The sequence below is a fragment of the Haloarchaeobius iranensis genome (assembly GCF_900103505.1).
Classification (GTDB): Archaea; Halobacteriota; Halobacteria; order Halobacteriales; family Natrialbaceae; genus Haloarchaeobius; species Haloarchaeobius iranensis.
In genome coordinates, this window is the sequence record NZ_FNIA01000063.1 from 1 (window position 1) to 2,497 (window position 2,497).

3 protein-coding genes are annotated in these 2,497 nt (G+C 60.1%); 1 reads left to right on the plus strand and 2 read right to left on the minus strand.

All coding sequences use genetic code 11. From position 1 onward, the window contains the following. Window positions 1-108: 108 nt before the first annotated feature. Entirely contained in the window at window positions 109-654 is a 546-nt protein-coding gene (locus BLT27_RS19480) for a hypothetical protein (protein ID WP_139172447.1), read from the plus strand. 93 nt (window positions 655-747) lie between these two features. Here BLT27_RS19480 and BLT27_RS18895 read toward each other — a convergent pair whose 3' ends face one another. Together BLT27_RS18895 and BLT27_RS18900 are read right to left on the minus strand one after the other, a co-directional pair. Beyond that, window positions 748-1,125 carry a PD-(D/E)XK family putative nuclease gene (locus BLT27_RS18895; RefSeq protein ID WP_089736685.1) on the minus strand — a complete coding sequence of 126 codons (378 nt, stop codon included), beginning with the start codon at window positions 1,123-1,125 and terminating at the stop codon, window positions 748-750. A gap of 160 nt (window positions 1,126-1,285) precedes the next feature. Next, window positions 1,286-2,497, minus strand: a 1,212-nt coding sequence (locus BLT27_RS18900; RefSeq protein WP_139172448.1) for an ATP-binding protein, incomplete at its 5' end; no start/stop codon positions are given.

Sequence of the window (2,497 nt, forward strand, 5' to 3'; positions counted from 1 at the left end):
AACAAGCCGTGAAACAGTGAATCCCGTCGCCCTCTGCGGATTCAATGAAGCCGATGAAACACTAGACGAAGGAGAAAATAGACCCGAAACCAGCCCCGATCAAGACTAATGAGAGCTTTTGACCTGCGTTCAATTGTAAATAACTTCTATGGGGACATCCTTAGTGATAAGTCGGTCTCCAACTGGGAGGCATATTCACTTCTGGTGATTCCGTTCCTGTTAGCGCAGGTCGCAGTAGTTCGTCCTATAGATGAGGGGTTTGTAGGGACAATGTCTACTGCGCTAGCGATATTATTCGGATTCACGTTCAGTTCCTTACTTACCACAGCGAAGTACACACCCAAAGACGACCGTAATGAAGAGAGGGTCGTTAAGAAGGCACAACTAGGAACCTCATACGCACTTCTTGTAAATCTCGTATCGCTAATCACGATTGTAATGACCTCGATCGCTGTGATTGATTACTCACAGCTCTCAACTTTGGCAGCAACGGCAACCTCTGCTGTAGTCTACTTCTTCCTTTTTCACTACTTAGCAACCATGTTATATCTAATGAGATATCTGTATCTATTAGCTATCGGGGGAGCCTTCCGAGAAGAAGAATCCGAACCCCAGCATCAGGAAGAAGAAGAGGTTGAAGAAATAACCCTGTAGGTGTTCTATTCCTGTCTTCAGCCCTCAGAGATACACGTAGTATACAATGGGCCCCACCGAGATCAACCGCGTCCAAGACTCCGAACTTGCCCGTCATCGCATCACTGTCTCGATCTTCACCTTCGCCTTCTCGCTGTCCCGATGTCCGCCGGTCGGCGACCACAGCGCCCGAAGCGGGAGCTGCTCTGGCCGCGTCATCCGCGTCTTGAGTACCCGAATCCCGCCACCGTGCTCGCGATAGACGACGAACCCGTACCAGCCGCCCGCCTCCCGTAGCTTCTCGTGGTACTTCCGGTACACCTGGAAGTAGCCGGTCGAGACCATCGCGCTCTTGATCTCGACGGGCGTGCCGTTCTGAAACCTGGCATCGCACCAGCTCGTGTGCTGGCCCTCGAGCACGAGCCCGCGCTCGTCGGCGAGGTGCTTCTCCGCGAGCGAGCCGTAGCGGCTCGCGTTGCTCGACCGACTCACGCGGACGCACCTCGCGGGCGCGACTGATATATATCGCCGAGCCGCCGGGACCGCGCGCGGTCATGGTCATGCGGTCGCTCGACGCGAAGCGAGAGCGCCCGCCTGCGTATGACCACGTCGGGGGGAGTCGAGTTGTTGGTTGCCGCGAGGGTTCTCGCCGTCATGCGATTGCCTCCTGTACGGTGGCAACCGTGTCGGCGTGCTCGCCGGAATCGTACTCCTTCCAGCGACGACGGCACCATTCGCCCGAATACAGCCCGTTCAGACGCTTCTGGGCGATTTTCTCGAACGACAGCGCGTCGTCTCCGTTCCTCGTTTTCTCGTCGACGACGGTCCAGATCGCCAACTCCCGATAGGCGTCTTCTCGGGAGATGTGAGACTCGGATTCGCCCGATCCGCCCTCCTGGCCGTCGTCCCACGACCAGGGCGCAGGGTCCTTATCGTTGGGCTGCCACATCGAATCCGGCCAGCCGGTGATGGTCGGCGTGATCGGGTCGACTCCCTCGCGGTTTTTCACCGTCTCGTAAAACCGGGCGACCTTCTTCGACTCCTTCTCACAGACCGTACACAGCTCCCTGACGGCGGGGTGGAGGTCCTTGCCGTCGTGGCCGATGATGACGATAGCGCCCGCGAACTTCCGGATCTTGTAGACCAGCGTCGCGAGCTTCGTGCTCGCCTCGTGGCCCTGCTTCCCCCGACCGGCCGCCTGCGACGACGCCTCGTCGAACAGGAACAGCACGGGCCGGGTGTTCTCGGCGAGAATGTCGTCCATTTCGGAGTGCATCACGTCTTTCAGCTGTGCCCAGTTGGATACCCAGCGCACGCGGTCGCTCTCGTCAGCCAGCGTTCGGATGTTCGTCAGTACGAGCGCGTCCCGGTGGCCTTCCTCGACGCGCTCCTCGACCCAGTGGCGGGCGACGAGCGACCCAGACCGGGTCTTTCCGGTGCCGGGCTCACCGTAGATGTACAGCCGGAGGTGGCGCTGGACGGCTATCTCGCGGATGTGCTCGATATCCCGCCAGCCGGACACGTCGATCTCGTCGTTCTGACTGCCGACCTGCTGGCGGAGATCGACGGCGTCGCCCTGGTCGACGGCGCGGGCGAACGCCTCGGTCTGCTGGGTGCCCCGCCACCGCCGATAGGTCGATAACTCGGTGACGCTGTCGGGCCAGTCGCCGTCGATCCAGCCGCGCTTGTATGCGCGCTCATAGACGCCGTGCAGCGCGGTGAGCGCCTGTCGGGTCTTCGTATCTCCGACTTCGCCCGCGTGGGGCAGTACGTGGCTGTTCTCGCGCTTGTGACGGCCGTCCTTCCAGTCCTTCGCCTCACTGCTCGCCCACTCGCCGGAGCCGCTTTCCTCCCGGCTCACGGA